This is a genomic window from Mesorhizobium sp. WSM2561 (assembly GCF_000513915.1).
GTDB classification, from domain to species: Bacteria; Pseudomonadota; Alphaproteobacteria; order Rhizobiales; family Rhizobiaceae; genus Mesorhizobium; species Mesorhizobium muleiense.
The window spans coordinates 11592-28273 of the sequence record NZ_AZUX01000026.1 but is presented as its reverse complement, the minus strand read 5'-3'; the positions used below and the strand labels follow the sequence as shown (position 1 = coordinate 28273).

Annotated in this window: 21 protein-coding genes and 3 pseudogenes; 17 read left to right on the top strand and 7 right to left on the bottom strand. The window is 58.9% G+C overall.

Going from position 1 to position 16682, the window contains the following annotated elements; all coding sequences use genetic code 11:
* Positions 1-255: 255 nt before the first annotated feature.
* Positions 256-1129, bottom strand: a pseudogene (locus tag M727_RS37015) (SDR family oxidoreductase).
* Between the two features lie 765 nt (positions 1130-1894).
* Here M727_RS37015 and M727_RS43820 point away from each other — a divergent pair.
* The 11 genes and pseudogenes from M727_RS43820 (at position 1895) to M727_RS0121640 (ending at position 9201) form a co-directional block, all read left to right on the top strand.
* Positions 1895-2020, top strand: coding sequence for a hypothetical protein (locus M727_RS43820; RefSeq protein WP_280944173.1), 126 nt, complete (start codon positions 1895-1897; stop codon positions 2018-2020).
* An 89-nt stretch (positions 2021-2109) separates the two neighbouring features.
* On the top strand, positions 2110-2592 hold the full coding sequence (locus M727_RS0121685; protein ID WP_027154421.1) for a pyridoxamine 5'-phosphate oxidase family protein: 483 nt from the start codon (positions 2110-2112) through the stop codon (positions 2590-2592).
* Between the two features lie 296 nt (positions 2593-2888).
* Positions 2889-3647: a DUF4142 domain-containing protein gene (locus tag M727_RS0121680; RefSeq protein WP_027154420.1), complete on the top strand. Its 759-nt coding sequence runs from the start codon at positions 2889-2891 to the stop codon at positions 3645-3647.
* A gap of 22 nt (positions 3648-3669) precedes the next feature.
* On the top strand, positions 3670-4284 hold the full coding sequence (locus M727_RS0121675; RefSeq protein WP_027154419.1) for a hypothetical protein: 615 nt from the start codon (positions 3670-3672) through the stop codon (positions 4282-4284).
* 223 nt (positions 4285-4507) lie between these two features.
* A pseudogene (locus tag M727_RS37010) lies at positions 4508-5657 on the top strand (PHB depolymerase family esterase).
* A 137-nt stretch (positions 5658-5794) separates the two neighbouring features.
* A complete protein-coding gene (locus tag M727_RS0121665; protein ID WP_027154418.1) occupies positions 5795-6100 on the top strand; it encodes a hypothetical protein in 306 nt (101 codons plus the stop codon).
* A gap of 331 nt (positions 6101-6431) precedes the next feature.
* Positions 6432-6926: a YidB family protein gene (locus M727_RS0121655; protein WP_027154417.1), complete on the top strand. Its 495-nt coding sequence runs from the start codon at positions 6432-6434 to the stop codon at positions 6924-6926.
* Positions 6927-7066: 140 nt separating this feature from the next.
* On the top strand, positions 7067-7294 hold the full coding sequence (locus M727_RS0121650; protein WP_027154416.1) for a hypothetical protein: 228 nt from the start codon (positions 7067-7069) through the stop codon (positions 7292-7294).
* Positions 7295-7541: 247 nt separating this feature from the next.
* The gene (locus tag M727_RS41670) at positions 7542-7763 is read left to right on the top strand and encodes a hypothetical protein (protein WP_156941585.1); all 222 of its coding nucleotides are present in this window, start codon (positions 7542-7544) and stop codon (positions 7761-7763) included.
* A 172-nt stretch (positions 7764-7935) separates the two neighbouring features.
* A pseudogene (locus M727_RS37005) lies at positions 7936-8735 on the top strand (site-specific integrase); the annotation flags it as partial.
* A 235-nt stretch (positions 8736-8970) separates the two neighbouring features.
* Entirely contained in the window at positions 8971-9201 is a 231-nt protein-coding gene (locus M727_RS0121640) for a hypothetical protein (protein ID WP_023803438.1), read from the top strand.
* Positions 9202-9674: 473 nt separating this feature from the next.
* Here M727_RS0121640 and M727_RS41665 read toward each other — a convergent pair whose 3' ends face one another.
* Both M727_RS41665 and M727_RS40260 read right to left on the bottom strand, forming a co-directional pair.
* The gene (locus M727_RS41665; protein WP_156941584.1) at positions 9675-9836 is read right to left on the bottom strand and encodes a hypothetical protein; all 162 of its coding nucleotides are present in this window, start codon (positions 9834-9836) and stop codon (positions 9675-9677) included.
* A 149-nt stretch (positions 9837-9985) separates the two neighbouring features.
* Complete coding sequence (locus tag M727_RS40260) at positions 9986-10246, bottom strand: helix-turn-helix transcriptional regulator (protein WP_027154415.1); 261 nt, start codon at positions 10244-10246, stop codon at positions 9986-9988.
* Positions 10247-10418: 172 nt separating this feature from the next.
* Here M727_RS40260 and M727_RS0121625 point away from each other — a divergent pair, with 172 nt between their 5' ends.
* Together M727_RS0121625 and M727_RS37000 are read left to right on the top strand one after the other, a co-directional pair.
* Positions 10419-10589, top strand: a complete 171-nt coding sequence (locus M727_RS0121625) for a hypothetical protein (protein ID WP_156941583.1) — start codon at positions 10419-10421, stop codon at positions 10587-10589.
* 302 nt (positions 10590-10891) lie between these two features.
* A complete protein-coding gene (locus M727_RS37000; protein ID WP_156941582.1) occupies positions 10892-11401 on the top strand; it encodes a hypothetical protein in 510 nt (169 codons plus the stop codon).
* A gap of 1152 nt (positions 11402-12553) precedes the next feature.
* Here M727_RS37000 and M727_RS0121615 read toward each other — a convergent pair.
* Entirely contained in the window at positions 12554-13039 is a 486-nt protein-coding gene (locus tag M727_RS0121615) for a DUF2243 domain-containing protein (protein ID WP_245268796.1), read from the bottom strand.
* Here M727_RS0121615 and M727_RS42760 point away from each other — a divergent pair.
* Together M727_RS42760 and M727_RS41660 are read left to right on the top strand one after the other, a co-directional pair.
* Complete coding sequence (locus M727_RS42760; protein ID WP_210163968.1) at positions 12950-13147, top strand: hypothetical protein; 198 nt, start codon at positions 12950-12952, stop codon at positions 13145-13147. The two genes, M727_RS0121615 and M727_RS42760, sit on opposite strands and share 90 nt — an antisense overlap.
* A 357-nt stretch (positions 13148-13504) precedes the next feature.
* Positions 13505-13732, top strand: a complete 228-nt coding sequence (locus M727_RS41660) for a hypothetical protein (protein WP_198032675.1) — start codon at positions 13505-13507, stop codon at positions 13730-13732.
* A 277-nt stretch (positions 13733-14009) separates the two neighbouring features.
* On the opposite strand, the gene M727_RS0121605 is transcribed toward M727_RS41660, so the two are convergent.
* The gene (locus tag M727_RS0121605; RefSeq protein WP_027154411.1) at positions 14010-14198 is read right to left on the bottom strand and encodes a hypothetical protein; all 189 of its coding nucleotides are present in this window, start codon (positions 14196-14198) and stop codon (positions 14010-14012) included.
* 274 nt (positions 14199-14472) lie between these two features.
* Positions 14473-14697, bottom strand: a complete 225-nt coding sequence (locus M727_RS0121600) for a hypothetical protein (protein WP_245268772.1) — start codon at positions 14695-14697, stop codon at positions 14473-14475.
* Positions 14698-15089: 392 nt separating this feature from the next.
* Here M727_RS0121600 and M727_RS41655 point away from each other — a divergent pair, with 392 nt between their 5' ends.
* Complete coding sequence (locus M727_RS41655) at positions 15090-15254, top strand: hypothetical protein (protein WP_210163967.1); 165 nt, start codon at positions 15090-15092, stop codon at positions 15252-15254.
* Positions 15255-15264: 10 nt separating this feature from the next.
* Here M727_RS41655 and M727_RS0121590 read toward each other — a convergent pair whose 3' ends face one another.
* A complete protein-coding gene (locus tag M727_RS0121590) occupies positions 15265-15408 on the bottom strand; it encodes a hypothetical protein (RefSeq protein ID WP_245268764.1) in 144 nt (47 codons plus the stop codon).
* Between the two features lie 141 nt (positions 15409-15549).
* Between M727_RS0121590 and M727_RS0121585 the strand changes: the two genes are divergently transcribed.
* Positions 15550-16440, top strand: a complete 891-nt coding sequence (locus tag M727_RS0121585; RefSeq protein WP_051505676.1) for an ATP-dependent DNA ligase — start codon at positions 15550-15552, stop codon at positions 16438-16440.
* The last annotated feature ends 242 nt before the right edge of the window (positions 16441-16682 follow it).

The window sequence follows — 16682 nt, the reverse complement described above, 5'->3', positions numbered from 1 at the left end:
CAGCCAGCGGCTGACATGAGGTCGACTCCGGCCGCTCGGCCTTGATCGCTTTAAGGACCGCTCGTGGCGACAAACCGAACATAGTTTCCGAACACAATTTCATGACGATGTCGCATTCTGACCGACGTAAATTTTCTGAGGCTGGCCGTTCCTTGCGGACTATTAGGCTCGGAGATCAACCAGCACAGGTTTGTTACAGGACTTGATCTCGGCCCGCTCTTTAACAAGGTGGGCCGTGTGCGCCGGCCACTCGGCTCAGAGCATTGGACGGCCGCCGGTAACCTCATAAAGCTGCTCCGGTGGTATAGCTTGCTTGGTCAGAGGCGAGGAGCACATAGGTCGCGGCCAATTCGGCCGGTTGACCAGGCCGCTTCAGTGGCGTGTTCGTGCCGAAGTTCTTCACCTTCTCTGGCGGCATTGTCGACGGGATCAGCGGTGTCCAGATTGGTCCGGGCGCAACCGCGTTCACGCGGATACCGCGGTCGGCGACAAGGCCGGCCAAGCCGGCAGTGAAGTTCGCTATGGCGCCCTTGGTGGTGGCGTAGGCGAGCAGCGTCGGCGATGGGCTCGTGGCGTTGATCGACGAGGTGTTGATGATAGCGGAGCCGGGCTTCATATGCTTCACCGCCTCCTGACAGAGAAAGAACATGGCGTAGATGTTCGTTCGGAAGGTGAGATCCCACTCGCTTGACGAAATATCTTCCAGCTGCTCGAAGGTGGCTTGGTGCGCTGCGTTGTTGACCAGTATGTCGAGACGACCGCACTCATCCACGGCGCGCTTTACAAGCGAGCGGGCGAAATTCTCGTCGCTAATGTCGCCGCGCGCCAGTACGGCTTTGCGGCCGGCATCCTCAACCCAACGTGCGGTTTCGCGTGCATCCTCGTCCTCCTCTAAATAGGAGATCACAACATCCGCACCTTCACGAGCGAAGGCGATCGCCACCGCGCTTCCAATTCCAGAGTCAGCGCCCGTTATCAGGGCGACCCGGTCGGTCAGCTTGCCGCTCCCGCGGTAACTTTGCTCGCCGTGATCCGGGCGAGGGTCCATTTTTCCGGTATAGCCGGGCATATCCTGCTGCTGTTTGGGCAATGGTGGTTGGGGATGCTTCTGCTGGGGATGTTGCCGCATCGCTCGGTCCTCCTTTGATCCGAACGCGCTCGCCAATTCAATGTTCCACTGAGGCACTGCATTCCCAATGAATGGTGGGCTGCAAGCAGTCATTGGATTGTGGGCCCGCTATGACCCCTATAGTGCGACACCGCGGTATCGAGGACGGTGCCTTCGTCGAGGGCCGGGAGATGGACAGTCTAACAAGTCGTGGGGGCGATCCGGTGCTGCGCACAAAGGCGGCGGCTTTTTTCGCGAGGCTGCGGGGAGCGCCGCGAGGCTGCTCGCCGCCGGGTTTAGCCCGCGAACGCGCGCTCACCTTTGACGGCTGGGACACGAACGGGAACGAGGGCGCCTGCAAGATCATCATAATCTCGGCTGGCCATCGAGGTGCAATCGCCGCGCGTGTTCTTCCGCGTGACCATCGGATTCTCCAGCCGGCGTTTTCCAACCTACCGCACGTGAATAGCTGGAATCCAAGCGTCTACTTGTTGTCCTTATGCGGGAACGTGGCGTCCCCGTCAGCCTCTTTGGATAGGACGCGAGGATTGGCGCTGGAGACGCCGTCGTTCGTTCCCCCTTCATGGCTCTTCTCGGACTGGCCCCTGGCGTCCTCCTCGGGCGACCGGTTGCCGGCCGGGTCTTTTTCCAGACGGGTTTTTCGACATGGCTCCTGTTCTCCCTTGAGAAACGCCAACTCGATATGGGGTGCAAAGTTCCGCAGCCGGAACCAGCATCGGCAAGACACGTTGGTTAGTCATCGCATTTCAAAACAGGATTCGTGCAATGGCGAAAGATCTGCCTGGCCAGGAAGAGCAGCGCGGCACCGGAAAAATCTTGATGTGGGGCGCCGTGTTTGCCGCTGTTCTTTTTGTCGGCCTCATGGCCATATTCGTCTTAGGGCCGCTCTGATCTGGATTTGGCGGGACTCTGCCTCTTCCAGGTGGGGTTTGGAACCACGGCAGACACGCGGCGTTTTGCGTTCTCACTGGAGAGGAGCCATGTCCGGCGACGATCAGGAATTCAAAAGCAAGTTTTGGGACTCGATCCGTTCCGACATGACGGCGATGATAGGCGTGCCAGGCGTCCACCCTCGACCCATGACAGCGCAGTTCGATGGTGACCGCAACGTCATCTATTTTTTCACTGCGAAGGACACCGACCTGGCTGAGGCCGTTGCAGCTGGAAAGGAAGCTACACTGGTCTATGCCGCCAAGGGACACGACCTGTTCGCCACCGTCGAAGGCACACTGAGGATCGACAATGATCGGGCAGTCATCGACCGCTTGTGGAACCGCTTTGTCGCTGCCTGGTTCGAAGGAGGTAAGGAAGACCCGAGACTAAGCTTACTCAGGTTCGATCCTGCGGACGCCGAAATCTGGAAAGATGCATCCAGCATGGTCGCTGGGGTGAAACTTTTCCTCGGGATGGGCGACCCGAAAGAGGACTACAAAGACAGCGTGGCACAGGTTCGCATGAAGTAGCCGGGCCTATTAGGACCAGACGCCGAACTTTTTACCGCCTCGCGCACGCTTGTTCCTGGCGTTACCTCACCAGCGCCCGGAATGACTTGCCGCCGACCTTCGATCTAACCCAGGCAAGCCGCGGAATTGCGGGCGCCGCTAGTTTTGGAACCAGCTAACGTTAAGCCGTCACTTCGGCGCGCGGGCTTAGATGGATGGCCGCGGCGCTTTCGGCGTAATCGCCTTTCGTTGGAACAAAGCCGGTTCGCGATGGTTGTTGTCCACCGCACAGTGAGTGCGCCAATGAGGACATATTGATGAAAGCAAGTTACTTGGTGGCCTACCTGGCCACTGCTACCGCGATGGCATTTGCAACGCCCGCCTTCACCGCAGAAAAAGCTCAGGACTTCGTAAACAAAGCTGCGATTGGCGGGATGTTCGAGGTCGATGCAAGCAAGGTCGCCCAATCCAAAGTGACCGACCAGAATGTCAAACACTTTGCACAAAAAATGATAGACGATCATGGCGCGGCTAACGCCAAGCTACAGTCGATCGCGGGCGAGCAGAAGCTACAGATTCCTGCCGATCTGGACGCCCCTCACAAGACCGCTTTGCAGAAACTTCACGACGACAATGCACCCCTCGATCAACCTTACGTCGAGATGCAGCGTGGTGCTCATGCCGACGCGGTGTCCTTGTTCGAGGCATATGCGAAAGACGGCGATAACGGCCCGCTGAAGGCGTTCGCGCAGGAGACACTACCGACGCTCCAAATGCACAAGGAAATGATCGAAAAGATCGCCACAACGACTGACAAAGACTCTTCCTCGGCAACGACCGCAACAACCCCGGCTGTCAAAACGACGGGTCCGTCCAGTGCCGCCGCTCCTGTTCCCGGCGCGAACAGCTTCACCGAGGAGCAGGCCAAGAATCGCATCCAGGACGCAGGCTATTCAAACGTATCCAAGCTCACCAAGGACGACCGGGGCATTTGGCGCGGTGAGGCGAGCAAAGACGGGAAAAACACCGCCGTGGCGCTCGACTATCAAGGCAACGTCGTTGCCGGCAGCAATTGAACAAATTTAAGGGAGAGTCTGAATGAAAACGGTAACAGGACTGTTCGACAACTACGATGACGCATCAAACGCAGTCGGCGAATTGGAGGCGACAGGAATCCCCGCATCCGATATCAGCATCGTCGCCAACAACTCCAGCGATTGGTATGATGGCGATGGTTCCGTCGATTCCTCCGAAGCTGCTGAAGATGCTGCCGGTGGCGCAGGGATAGGAGCAGTGGTGGGCGGTGCCGGCGGGCTACTGACGGGGCTGGGCATCATGGCCATTCCTGGCGTGGGACCGGTCGTCGCTGCTGGATGGCTTGCTGCCACCGCCGCTGGAGCACTTGCGGGCGCTGCTGTCGGCGGTGCTGCCGGCGGCATCATTGGCGCCCTTACGGACTCCGGCGTGGCCGAAAGCGATGCGCATGTTTATGCAGAAGGCGTCCGACGTGGCGGGACTTTGGTTACGGCCAGAGTTGCGGACGAGCTTGCGCGGAGCGCCGAGCAAATCCTCAGTCAATCAAGGTCGGTCGACTTAGCCGAGCGCCGCAGGGACTACGAGGCGGGGGGCTGGACCGGGTTTGACCCCGATGCAGACGATTATACCGCCGATGAAATCGAGCGCGACCGCGCGCGCGACGTCAATCGAATCTGACCGAGTGGCCCCGCCTGCGCAGTAAGCGGGGCCAGCTCGCTGTAGCTTCCCTCAATCCCTGAGAGGTCGTTGGGTTCTCTTGCGCATCAATACAGCTAAAATCGCAGAGGGCCGGTCCTGCGGTCGGCACATCTCAATTTCGGTCAACCCTTCGCTTGTAACTTGCTGCGAGTGCGTAGCTCATACTGGAGCCGATCCCGGGCGTCGAAAATAGGTCGGCTTCATGCGGAAAATGTCAGATACGATTGCGCGCCTCGCAGCAATGCGCGCGCGGCAAAACGCCCGTAGCCCGGATTTCGGCTCATCCTACCGTCTCTCGACCCTGAGCGATTTCGGATCCAACCCGGGCGCGTTGCAGGCGCGATTTCTTTGCGAAGGCGCACCGCTTGTCGTGGTGTTGCATGGTTGCACCCAGAACGCCGCCGGGTACGACCACAATTCGGGGTGGTCGCAGCTGGCAGATGAAGCTGGCTTTGCGCTGCTCTATCCCGAACAGCAAAGAGCCAATAATCCCAACCTCTGTTTCAATTGGTTTCTACCAGCTGACACAGCGCGTGATCGGGGCGAGGCGCTTTCGATCAGCCAGATGGCCGAGGCGATGGTCGTCGCCTACGGGCTCGACCGAAAGCGTGTCTTCGTCACCGGCCTCTCAGCGGGAGGTGCGATGGCCTCCGCGATGCTCGCCACCTATCCCGAATTGTTCAGGGGAGGCGGCATCATCGCTGGGCTCCCCTATGGCAGCGTGACTTCAGTCCCCGAAGCGTTTGACCGCATGCGCGGGCATGGCGGCCCCTCGGAGCAAGAATTGCGACGGCTGGTGCAGCGCGCGTCCTCGCACAAAGGGCCGTGGCCGCGGCTCTCGATCTGGCAGGGCTCCGCTGATCACACCGTAGCGCCATCGAACGCGGAAGCCATCGCTGCCCAATGGCGGGCCTGCACAAGCTCGGCAATGCGCCGACGCATTCCAAAACGGAGCGTGGATGGACCAAGAAGGTATGGTGTGACAATGACGGAGAGGCAAAGCTCGAGGTCAATATGATCGCCGGCATGGGTCACGGCACGCCCCTGGGCGACGATGGCCTCGGCACTCCTGGGCCCTACATCCTCAAGGTTGGCATCTCTTCCACCCGGGAGATCGCCCAGTTCTGGGGAATCGTCGAAACCGGCAAAGGTGCATCCGCCGGATCAAGGTCTACGGGACCTGGCGGCGAGCGGCGACTCCACGCTGCGCGGATACCCGAAATGGTGACGGCAACGACCCAGTCTGCGGAGCCATCTCAAACCGCGTCAACCACTCGGGCTCGACCGTGGATCTGCACGGGATAAAGAAGACCATCGATGATGCCCTCAGGGCGGCGGGCTTGATGCGTTAGAAGAACCGCGCAATTCACTTTTTGAGCTCCGGAAACCCGTCGGATTCTAATATACCCGAGTAACGTGCCAGTGCCCGCTGCAACCGGGAACGCTCTAATCATTGCGGTCGTTGACTGCTTTTCAGCGAGCGCTTGCCATGCACCTCGTCCAGATCCTGCTCCCACGTGCCGACAACACCGGCCGGCCCTTCGACCGGGAAGATTTCGACCGTTTGAAGGAAGAACTGGCGGCAAGTTTCGAGGGCGTCACGGCCTATTTGCAGGCTCCAGCGGAGGGTCTGTGGCGGGACGGCGGCCGAACCGGCAATGATGACATAGTCGTCTTCGAGGTGATGACGAAGGAGATCGACCTGTCGGATTGGCGTAGCCGGCGCTCCGAACTCGAACGTCGATTCCGGCAGGACAAGGTTATCATCCGCTACCTGCTGATTGCACTGGTCTAGCAGCAACGGTGTCTACATCCTCGAGTACCGCTATGGCGACGGCAGCCGCGAAGTTCCACCAGCCACAATGCGCTAGGGCGGCTGCCAGTTGAGGTCGACGATCCAAGCACCAGAGCGCTTGGCGGTCTCTCCCTTCGTGAACTCCTGGACGATCCCAATGCCCTCGGCTTCGGCAAAAGCGGGCGATGGCGGCACGTTGGGCCTCCAAAGCCAAGTTTTCAAAGTGATGGACGACAATTGAAAGCGCTGCGTGCACCCCGGCTAATATTAGATTGCACTCGCGGAACTTTTGCTAGGCCGAATTATTCTCCCTGTGAAAAAGGAGGAACCAATGGCAAATCTGGGAAAATTAGCGATCGCTATGCTCGGGGTCCTGGCTTACCAAAATCGCGACAAGATCGGAGACCTGATCCGTGGCACAGGAGAGCGCGATCCCAATAATCCGCAAGGTGGCGTTCTCGACCAGTTATCGAAGGGCGTTTCGGGCACAGCTCTCGGCGACATCCTCGAACGATTTAGAACGGCGGGTGCAGGCCCGAAGGTAGACTCTTGGGTTGGCACCGGCCCGAACGAGCCCATCGAGCCGCGCGACGTGGAAGCGGCTATCGATGGGGAGACGCTCACTGCTCTTACCAGGCAGACTGGCCTTTCGCGCGAGGAACTCATTGACAGGATCACACGAGATCTGCCGGAGGCAGTCAACAAGATGACACCAAATGGTGCACTGCCAGCAACTGAGCCCGGGCGCGGCTCGGATGAGCCGACCCTGCTCGAGGACGTGCCTGCACGTCCGACGCAAAGCAGAAATCCAGCCGGCGAAGGGTAGTGTGACCTGGAAAGGAGGATCTTTCTGGGCGTAGCTGATCAAACGCTGGCGTGACTGGCCAAAGAGCGGAATTTCGGCGCAGCAACCAGACGCCAACTTGCCGTGCCGCCGCCGCGGCCTGTGAACCTAAGTATGGGCGTATGAGCCTGACGTACCAAACAGCCCGAGTCGGGATCTTTAAACCGAGCGACCTCGAACTCCTGTCGCGCGTACTTGACGCGACGTTGCCGAAGGGCGCATCAGTCAAGGAGCGGGAGGCACATGCCGCAACACTTGTGACGCTGTTCAACGCCGGCATCGTGAACGAGGCTGATCTAGTGGCGACGTTCATGGGCACTTCCCAGCAGCTACACGACAAGGTTGCCTGACGGCCTTCTCGTTGTATTGAGGACGGAGACGTTGCTGCAGAGCTGGGAGACTAAGGCCATTTCCTACGAAATGCGAACTGCCTAATGACCATGGGTACATTCGAGACCTGCCATCGGCCCATGCGGGCTGTGCGGACACCGCGGTTGTTCAGGGCGATCGCCAAACCTCGCAGGCTGGTGACCCCCGAGCGTTGGATCGACTCGCCGTATCCCGCGAGTTGCGCTACACGCTTGTGGGGGACTGCACATGGCAAAGCGTGACAAGGCGGGGCATAAGACCCTTGCCGACGCCGTTCGGCAGTTCATCGGTGCAGAAGACAATCCAAATCACGACACCGCGGCCCTTAACTTCTCATTTGTGGTCGACTCCGGCCGCTCGGCCTTAACGACCGCTCGTTGGCGACAAACCGAACATAGTTTCCGAACACAATTTCATGTCAGCGTAACGGTCGATTGCCGGACATGGTGATGTCGCATTCTGACCGACGTAAACTCGCTAGGCCTCGGGCAGCTTTGCGCAGCATGCACGAACCCGCTTCGCGGGAGGGTCGCCTAGTTCTGAGATGACGCGCATTGAAGGCCTTGAGCGGGTAAAGCCTGCGATCTGACCATGGAGTTCCCTTCAACGAGAGGAACTTGCCATGGCTACCTTGTCGACCGATGCTCCGATCACGCCGCTTCGCCAGCGCATGCAGCACGACATGCTGATGCGGGGCCTGGGACCGCATACGCAGCAGGACTACTTGCGTCATGCCGGCGCTTTGCCGCGTTCGTTGGCCGCGCTCCCGACACCGCCACGACCGAGGACATCCGGCGCTTCCAGTTGCATCAGCATGAGAATGGCGTAGGCCCTGCGACGATCAACGGCACGGTTTCGGCGCTGCTCTTCCTGTTCACGGTGACGCTGAGGCGGCGGGATCTGGCGCGCGCGCTGGTGGTCACCCGGTATCCGCGCAAACTGCCCGACGTGCTGAGCGTCGAGGAGGCAGCGCGGCTGCTCGAGGCGGCGCCGGGTATCAAGTACAAGGCCGCGCTTGGCGTCGCCTATGGCGCGGGCCTGCGCGTGTCCGAGGTCGCGCACCTCAAGGTCGACGACATCGATAGCACACGCATGCTGATCCGCGTCGAACAGGGCAAGGGACGCAGGGACCGCAACGCTATGCTCTCGCCGCAACTGCTGGAGCTGCTGCGGCTGTGGTGGCGCGAAGGCAAGCGGCGCGGGGTGATGCTTCCGCATGGCTGGCTGTTCCCGGGACGCAGTTGCATTGCGCCGATCTCGTCGCGGCAACTCCATCGCGCGGTCCAGGAAGCCGCTGAAGTCGCAGGCATCCGTAAGCGCGTCAGCCCGCACACGCTGCGCCACAGCTTCGCCACCCACCTGCTTGAGCAGGACGTTGACATCCGCGTCATCCAGGTGTTGCTCGGCCACAGCAAGCTCGATAAACCTGCGGTAAGAGTCAGGTAGACAAGTTCCGCAAAACCGCCCGTGAACTCGAAACCGACCAGTCAGAGGAACACTTTGACCGGGTGTTACCTGAGCGCCCATCGCAGTCGACGGCGGCCTGTCCGACTAGGGCACGGTATCGCCAGCGGGAAGGGCAGAAGCGGAAAGCCGCCTAATCGAGGGAACTTTGCTCCCCATGCCGAGTTGGCGATTTCTCAACGGAGAAAGAGCCATGTCTAAGAAAAACCGTCTTGATAAAGACCCGGCCGAAGGCAGCCGCTCGGTAGTGGATCGAGAGCTCAAACGCTCATCCGCCAAGCCGGGGCCGGAGGCGGACGCCAAGGGCCAGTCAGAGAAAAACCACAAAGGTGGAACCAGCGACGGCGTCTCTAGCGCCAATCCTCGCGTCATATCCGGGAATGATGATGGCGACGCCACCTTCCCGTATAAGCGCAAGAAGTAGAACGCCGCACGTGCGGTGCTCAGCATCGCACGTCTGAGGCAGAGCGCTACATAGGGGCGGCGAGGATGGCGGAGCGGCGCTCGGCGCTCACGCCGTAGCTCATTACCTGACGTTCGTCCGACCGAGAGTGTCGTCCCGCCTCCTGCGGCCTGTTAGACCTGCCAGACCCAGTAGGCCGATAAGGCCCAACCAACCCCAGTCGAAGTCGTCGCGAGCATCATCGGCTGCGGCAGGCGGTGTAGGTGTTGGCGTCTCTTGCGAAAGGGCAGGTGCTGCTGTCGCAGTTAAGCTGGTAGCCAGCATAAGGGCTAATAGAGATTTGGTGAGCATCGCAGTCTCCCGTTGTTCAAGGTGTGATCTAACAGGCGGACACGACCTTTGTTCCCGCGAGTGCTCAAACGGTGGCAACCAAAATCAGGCGCGATCATCGGGCTCTGAGATCAGGGCGATCCCGCAAGGTTAATTCCGCCCGATCAGGACGCTTCCTGCACTTCCGCGACTTGTGGCGTCACGGGTGCAGAATTAATGACGTAAGTGTTCGAGGTCAGGTCGCTAGTAGATCGGATGATGATGCCGTCGTCTTGTTGCCTGATATGCGTCAAATCGACATCCAGCGTTTCATTGGCATCGAGCATCGCTGCGTCGTGCCCATGACGAGTTTCGCCGAGCCCGCACGCTCGTGGAAACGGTGAACCGCCCCATCTGATCGCGGCGGCTGGCTAGGACACTGGCTCCACCGCCTTTGGAGCGCAGCGAGCCGGGCATGCATGCCTCTACTTTGACTTCAGCCCTTCTTAGCAATGCGCCAGCGCAATTGGACGCCTGGACGCCCATGGTTCAGGAACTCGATCCCCTGTGCTTGCAATGCTCGTTGAACGGCCTGCACATTTTGGGACCGTCCGGCAATTGGTCCAGTTCCCGCAGCTTCCATGCTTCGGATCGTGTTGACGTTGACGCCAACCTGTCCGGCAAGGTCTTTCTGTTCGATCCCGACAAGGGCGCGAGCGGCCTTCAGTTGGTTTCCCCATGGGTCGGCGTCCTCCACTCATGTTGCGTCCCGCCACGGTTCGCCTTGGCGGGTTCTTGCATGCCCGGGGGCGAATTTTGTCGCTCCATAAACGGCCCACATGGGTAAGGCTTTGGTGATATCACTATGCGCGGAGGAGGAAACATTCTATCTCTAGGGCATGTCCCAGACCGTCAAACAGGTCGATCTCATGAGGCAGCTTGTGATTAAACACGGTCGCAAGCCAGAGACAGTTTGTGCGCTCTATTCGCGAGCCGAACGTGACGGCATAGTCCAGCGCAAGAGCAACAAGCATGCGATCAGCCCAGAGCAATATGCCGAGCGGCTTTATCGCGATGGCGAGCGAAAGGGCTGGCTCTGAGACACTACCCCTTTTGGCTGGGCTTGACCCGTGTTCACCCCTGCCTTCAGTTCCCTCTTGAATTAGCTCGCTAACAGGCTCTTACCTGCGTCAGGCAGGTGGGGCTTGTTCAGATTGTGCGTGCAGTTTCTTTAGTTCTGGCAGTTGGGACAATTGTCGCGGCGACATGTCAGGTTGAGGCCCTGGAGTATACACCGGTTTCGTCCTCGGGGCAGCAGCCATTCCTTGTTGTCTCCGGTGAATTCGGCGATAGTGAACCTCTGACCGCCTTCAGCAATGCCGCTGTAAGCAGCGGAGCCAGGGTGATCGTATTCGACTCCTCGGGCGGCAATGTCGGCAGCGCAATTCAGTTGGGGCGTATGATCCGCGCAGCGGGGCTGGATACGCTTCAGGTCCGCCAATTACAATGCGTTTCGGCCTGTTCACTGGCCTTTATGGGTGGCGTTCGCCGCGTTGCCGACCCGGGCTCCATTGGCATTCATCGGTCATCTTTTGCACCAGACAGCGGAATGTCCACCGCTGAAGCGGTGGCTCGCATCCAGGCTGGGACAGCCCAGATAATGTCCTACATGAGCGAGATGGGAGTGGACCCGAAGCTCATGGAATTAGCCTTAAGCTATGACAGGTCCGACATGAGGTACCTATCGGCCAGCGAAATGGCAGAGTTGCGGGTGACCAATGTCGCGGTGACGCAGCCAGAAGTGGATACTTCACAGGTACCCGCTAGGCCCAATCCCCCGCCCGCACTCGACGCAAGCGCCAAGCAACAGATGGAGAGCGCTGCAGTGGCCTTCATCAAAGGGGCTCATTGAGCACCATGGCGACAACGCCGAATTGGCTCTGGCTCAAGTTCAGACGTCCTACGCGCCGTTCGTTGACTACTATGGCAAATGGACGGACCTAGGCTCGATCATTGAGGATAAGAGGAGCTATTTCCAGCGATGGCCTGAGCCGGGGTTACAACGTCCGCAACAACAGCGTCATGGTCACTTGTGCCAATGACCGGTGCATGGTTTCGGGCACCTATGATTGGGTTGTCCGCAGCCTGCCAAGACACAAACAGGCAAAAGGCGTGGCTCGCTTCAGCTATACGATTGCGATTGGGTCCAGCCCCAAAATCATTGCCGAGACTAGCAAAGTCCTGCGCTAAACTTCTTGAAAAAGGGGACAGCTAGCTTGTCGCGGCGCCCCTTATGAATTTTTTGAAAGTTCGCCATCTGAGCGAAATGGAAAATCTCAGGGCGCAAATCAACCTCTTACCAGTTAATTTCGTTCCGCCAAATGAACCAAATCAACCGGATATGACAATTTAAAGTCATCTTAGGTTCGCCCCGTGATAGCATTGTCGAATGTAGGTTCGATGACGGCGCGTTCCCCAGGGTGCGCACCCATAATGTGGGGTGACATGCCTGAATGATTTCGTTTGCTTCTCTGGACGCTCATTCCACCCGCGTTTGGCTATTTGACCTATCTAGCGCTGGTGATCCAAGATCCCTGTGGGCTTGGTAATGAAGGCTGCGTTTGATAGTCGGCATAACTGCCTTTCTTGCTTATATAGCGGTGGTAATCGTCACGACTATCATGCATTTAATCTCATCGGTGTCGCCATTGCGCCCTTCATGGATAGAATGAAGTAGCCGCTCTTTTTTGCGTAACAAACCTAGCCATTTTTTGAAGGAACTCGACCTCGGCCTTGTTGATGGTTCGATCCGCGGCTAGGCCGCGTGCGAACCCTCGTTGCGTTTGTGGAAGCTTAGGCGCTCAAAGCACTACGCAACACGCCTCAGTCTTGCTTCCGCGTCCACAAATCCGAAGTCGATGCGTATGGCTGGCGTAAAGCGAAGGTGTGAAGGCCTCGGCCCGGAATCACGTTCTGTTCACTCTGGCTAATGTAAGCAGGTCGCGTAGAATCGAATAAGTGCATAAAATTGTAAGTACCGGCCTAGGCAGGCACCTTACCGCAACTAGCCTGGCGAGGCACGTCTGCCCTGCTTCCACAGCCTCCATCCGCCGACCAACATCAGCGCACCCCAAAGTAGGAAACCCAAATCCCAGTAGATCCATTGCTCCCGCGGGACGGTCTCGTTGACATGGTGGATGCCGAGGATCTGGTGATCCACCAGCCCTTCGACCAGGTTGAACAAGCCAAATCCGATGAGCACTGTGCCGACCAGCATCTTTCCCGGCCACCAAAGGTGCGATTGATGCGCGGCGCGCCAGAGCAGGACCAGCCCAAGCACAACGAACAGATAGGTGGCGGCGTGGAACAGACCGTCGAGGAGCGTGTTGAATCGTAGGTTTTGGACGCTGTCGGCGGGATAGCCGGCGCTGGTTATCATGTGGTGCCACTGGAGCAGCTGATGAAAGACGATGCCGTCGAAAAAGCCGCCCAAACCAAGGCCAAACAGAATGCCTGCGAGCGTGGGAAACTGGCGGGGCTTCGCATCCAGACTTGGCACGAGTTATTTCCTCCTCGGGCGAATAAGCGCAACGCCGACGACCAACTTTCGTTGCCGCAGCCCAGCGGAATCACGTTCCGTTCACGCTGGCTAATATGAGCCCGCCACCTCGCTGCTGCTTCCACCGCTGCCGCCACACTCAGGAATGGACGCCGCGTTGGCCGAAGGTGCCTCAGTGCCTCATTGGCCAAGGTGAGGAAATGGACCGCGACTTCATCGGCAGCGGCATCAAGGAGCCGGGCTCTGAGCACAGATATCAGCGATACGGTTCGTCCAGTGATCTGGAATGGTACGTCAACCGAGTTCGCAGCATCGTTAGAGGCAGGGGGTCGACAAGCGCAAGATCATGGGCTGCGGGCGTGCCGAATGGGAGCAGGAGCTTGCCAGCTTGCGCCGGCTGCAACCTCGCGAAGCGCCTTGAAACCCACCGCAAGCTCATGAAGGAAAAGTCCGGCCTTGACGCGGCTTGGGACCCGTAAGGCAGCTCTGCGCGCGCTTGGTGACGTGGTAAGCGCGGCGATGGGAACCACTGCCACCGGCATGGCTGGCGTCATCGTCAAGGCACAGGCGTTAGAAGCATGGGGACGCCAAGCAACTGTCGGCGATACCATCCTCTATGACGGCGCTACTGATTGGGGCTCGGACTTCGCGAACTCAATTCTTCGCATGGCAAAGCAATCTTGAAGAATGCGGCTCCGCCTTCCATGAGCCACAAATGCCCTCGCCATCACTGGCGGGGGTCTTGCCGCGCCAATCTATCGGCCGTGGACAGCGCGAGTGATTGAGGACTATGTTGTGGTTTGGGGGGGAGCTTAGCTTTGGCAAAAACATGGGTCGCGGCCGTTCTGTGCACTGTTGCCGGGTGCTCCGGATCTGGCCTTGGAATGCCTGGCTCGCCAGCATGGTTTTCGACGACGCCACAAGCAGAGCAGGCGACCTACTTCCGCACCCGCTGCGTATCCTACGGCTTCAGCCCAGACACGCCGGCCATGGCGCAATGCATCCAGAACGAATCCTTGTCGTCACGCGGCAGGGCGGCGGCCCGGTCGAACGCCGCTTTTGCGAACATGGCCGCAAGCCAGCCTAAGACCACCACCTGCAACCGGTTCGGCAATTCAGTCAACTGCACAACCTTCTGACCGTTCGCCACCTGGCCTTTTCGAAATATTCAGTGCGCGCCAGAAGTGCGGATTGCCGCCGAACCAGCACCAAATCAACCTCTTTCCAGTTAAGTTTGTTTTCGGGTGCGAAACGAGGCAAATCAGGTGGATAAGGGAATTTAAAGAACGCCCGTTCCGTTAGATCCGCCATCAGCTCTCAGCGACCATCCCAACGGGCTTTCGGTCATGGCTCCTCAAGCTGCCGGCCTTGGGCCTTATCAGCCCCGGCTTTAGAAAGGGGCGGCGCTACCACCATCCGCTCCGCTACCAGCCTCCGCTACCAGCCCAAATGCTTAACTCGGAAAGCTCGGCAATGTCGCCATAGATCATCGAACCTTTGACGAGAAAACACTTGTCTCCGAGGACTTCGTAGAGTGAGCTTGATGCGGTGCAAATCGGCAGGTTCTTCGAATTGGCGTTCGCCCCGAGGTCCGAGGCTTCGACCTTACGGTCAGCAGCTTCGGCATAGCTGACGCTGATCGCGAGCATGGCGATAGCAAGGTGGCTCGAGCAAGGTCGCGACATGCATCAAAATAGCACCGGCCCTTGATGGGCTTCATCCATCGATTGGATGACGCGCGTCGCTCGATCGTCATCCAACGCCCACGCCGACTCGGTGATTTTCGACCGAGCTCAGTGTGCCGTACACAAATGAGATCAACTGTCTTTTGCGAAGGAGTCCTAACCCGTCCGCTCACAAGTGGAAACGCCTCTCGCATGGCGCGGATCGCGAGCAAGGCGAAGGCCTATCTCTACCCCGAGCGAAGCCACTGGCCAAGATTTGTCCGAAAGCGTACAGTAGCAAATCGTCAGCCACACAACATGGCCGCTGACGCTTAGGAGCGACCATCGCACTCTTGGCCAGCACGAGGCATTGTGTGATGGCAGAAGACCAACGGCGGCCCGGCATGAAACCTGAAATCGTTAGCGATCTTGCGCGCGAGTCAGGCGCATCTGAACACCAGATCCGCGAGATTGTTTCGCTGATCGGCTTCGACCGCAACTCGATCCTGAGGGAAGCCCGACTGCTCAAAAAGAATCGGTAGTCGCATTCGTTCATTCTCGGGTCAGTCTCTCGACGGTCTCAATGATGGCCTTGGCCAATGCTTCGCCATCATGCACAGGCTCCGGCCCGTAGAGCAGCAACACCGCTTCCTCGCTTGGCAGCACGCCAGCAGGGCAGGTCTGCTCGATCGCCATCCGCACCATGCTTAGGGCAGCCCATGCATTGCAGAGGTTGTGCTCGTTCGTCATAGCTGTTCAATCATTCAATTCGTCTAAAATGTTCCGGAACTGAATCGGCGTTGTCGGCTTGAATCGCATCTGTGTTGGGGTTCCAGTATGCGTAAGAGTTCCGGCGATGGCCGATTGCAGTTCATCGAACCGCTCATGCCAACCCTGGTCGACAAGCCTCCGGAAAGCGACGCCTGGAGCCATGAGGTCAAGTTCGACGGCTACCGTTCGCAGATCATCATTGACCAGTCCGGGGTTCGTATTTTCACGAGGCGAGGACTTAACTGGACCGCAAAATACCCCACGCTCGCTGCGACCGCTGCAACGCTTGATGTCGAGAACGCCATTATTGACGGCGAAATAGTCGTGCTCAACGAAGCGGGACTGTCTGCCTTTACGGAGTTGCGTAAGGCCATTACGCGGCGCCAGCATGACCTCTATTTCGTCGCCTTCGATCTTCTGCACCTCAACGGCCATGATCTGCGTGACATGGCGCTGGAGGAACGCCGCGAAATCCTCGCTGCCATCCTCCCGTCTGATCTTCGCATCCAGTTCAGCCAGGATCTGCCTGGCGACGCCAAGGCGATTTATCACCTGGTTGACCAGGCCGGCCTAGAGGGCATGGTCTCCAAGCGCCGGGACAGCAAGTACCGCAGCGGCCCTTCGACCAACTGGCTGAAGGCGAAATGCTACACCGTCGGTGAGTTCGAGCTGCTGGGCGTCGAGCGCGAGGCCGGCAAGCCGGCATTCGCTCTCATGGGCGAGATCGGCACGCGCAAATATGTTGGATCGGCCTTCATCAATTCGAGCCGTGCGGTTCGTGAGCGCCTATGGAAGCGCGTCCAGGAGCACGCCGGGCCGGCACCGAAGGGCATGAAGCGGCCGGCGACGCAATGGGTCAGACCGGGGCTGATCGGACGCGTGAAGCACCTGCGTGGCGAGGAAGACCTTCGGCATGCGTCACTGCAGGACTATCGCGAGGAGCAACAGACCCAATGAAACCGGAAGCCGAGTTCCGCATTTAAGTAGGGGTATGAACGCTTCGGATTTCGAACGGACCATAATCGAGGGCGCTCGCCTGGATAGAGAGCGCCGTGAGGCGGCGCTTGCTGATCTTCGGAATACAATCGCCGAAAGTCGACGCATCATCGAGGAATCCCGCAAGCTCCTAGAGCGACTAAGCGAGCGCCAAAGCTAGAAGCCCCACGACGATGATGGGCTGAGGCCGGGAAATAATCCAC